General features: G+C 46.2%; 3 protein-coding genes. 1 reads left to right on the forward strand and 2 read right to left on the reverse strand.

Annotation, left to right across the window (positions count from 1 at the left end):
* Nucleotides 1-303: 303 nt before the first annotated feature.
* Together KDK17_RS06655 and KDK17_RS06660 are read right to left on the reverse strand one after the other, a co-directional pair.
* Nucleotides 304-606, reverse strand: a complete 303-nt coding sequence (locus tag KDK17_RS06655) for a Txe/YoeB family addiction module toxin (protein ID WP_373690718.1) — start codon at nucleotides 604-606, stop codon at nucleotides 304-306.
* Nucleotides 554-826, reverse strand: coding sequence for a type II toxin-antitoxin system Phd/YefM family antitoxin (locus KDK17_RS06660; RefSeq protein ID WP_257274311.1), 273 nt, complete (start codon nucleotides 824-826; stop codon nucleotides 554-556). The genes KDK17_RS06655 and KDK17_RS06660 overlap by 53 nt, the downstream gene beginning before the upstream one ends.
* A gap of 289 nt (nucleotides 827-1,115) precedes the next feature.
* On the opposite strand from KDK17_RS06660, the gene KDK17_RS06665 reads away from it, so the two are divergent.
* On the forward strand, nucleotides 1,116-1,660 hold a 545-nt coding region (locus tag KDK17_RS06665; protein WP_373691568.1), incomplete at its 3' end, for an ABC transporter permease.

The following is a 1,660-nucleotide window of genomic DNA, read 5'->3' on the forward strand; positions in this document are numbered from 1 at the left end:
ACATTATCCATAACTAATTGTCCTTTATTAATTTGTATCTGCTGTTAATACCGTCCTTGTGGTTAGCTCGTTTGCTTAGCAAATTTAATGCTTCATGAGAGTACTTGGGCCATCTCAAGAAAAGGGGTAAATTACCCGTATCTTGTACTATCGCCCTATTTTTTAGACAGATAGGAAATGATTTAGTTCACTACTGAACTTGCTGGAAAAGCAGATGATATAGTGCGATATAGAAAATGCGGACTATGGAGAGCCAACCACTGTGGCATTACAAGAATTAAACATCCTGATATTTATCGGCTCTCAATGCTGATCGTAATGGCCACCCAGAGCGCAAATATAGATAAACTGGTCGTCAAATCTATATATCAATCGGTCCTTCTGGGTGAGCCTGCGAGACCTGTGACCAGAAAGGCCATGCTTTAGCGGTTCTGGTTTGCCGACCCCAGTAGTTGGGTCACCTTGCATCATTTCCTTGAGTTGGCGGCATAAAACTTTATGCAACTTTTTATCTTTCTCGCGTAAAGCTTCGTATACCTGCCAAGTATTACCCTCAAAGACCAATGATCTCACTGATATCCTCCTCACTTGGCTGATAGCCCTCACCCCGGCTGTGTGTATTCTGTGAGTCTGCAATCTGCTGCATCAAGCTACTATTCTGCAGCACATAAAGGGTCTCTTGTTCCCGCTCCCAGTCATCAGCACTGATCACTACAAAGTCTTCTCCACCGCGCCGAGTGACCTTAAGCGGAGTGCGGTTGCCCACAACCTTCTCTACAAAGCTTTTCAGGTTATCCCTGAACTGATTAACGCTGACACTTTCCATAAATTAACTCCACCTTTTGTGTACGGTATTACCGTACACTTTAGAGAGCAGGCATTTAAAAGGCAAGTCAACGCCTAGCAGCCTGTCGGACTTAAGGCTGCTAGCCAAGAACTACGCAACCGCTCAGAAATTGTTGGACGAAGCCCGTTCTGACCTGTCATTAAGTTGAACTCTGTCCTGAACAGACCCTGCTGTTTGAAAAAGAGATGCAAATTCTACTGATATTCATTCCGTTTTCTGTAGAATTGACCGCCTGGCAGAGCTCGGACAGATATTTAAACAGACTTTCATGAAACAGGTGCCTACCGCTTTAGAAGCACAGGAAAATGACTTATCACCACTCTCTTCAGAGCGTGGCAGTGACAAGTCATTTTCAAAACAAGGCCTTTCGCTTTTCTGGAGAGCTGGCAGCTGGTTGCTGGCTCTTCTGCTTTTTACTCCGTTACTGGCACTGGTCTATGAGGCCTCTGGGCCCACCGGCGAGATTTTTGCCCACCTGCGAAATACTGTGCTGGGCACATACATCCTCAACACCGTACTGTTGATCTCCGGTGTCGGTATTCTGGGTTTGATCCTTGCCCTCCCTGCGGCCTGGATCATGGCAAACTGTGAAATCCCCGGTAAACATTATCTGCAATGGCTTCTGGTACTGCCACTGGCCATGCCTTCTTACGTGGTCGCCTATATCTATACAGACCTGCTGGAATACGCAGGCCCGGTTCAAAGACTGTTGAGGGATTTAACGGGTTGGGAGAGTGCTGCCGATTATTTTTTTCCTGATATTCGCAGTCTGTGCGGCGCAATCATGATTCTTGCGCTCGTGCTTTATCCTTA

It is taken from the genome of Endozoicomonas sp. SESOKO2, from assembly GCF_024606245.1.
Lineage (GTDB): Bacteria > Pseudomonadota > Gammaproteobacteria > Pseudomonadales > Endozoicomonadaceae > Endozoicomonas_A.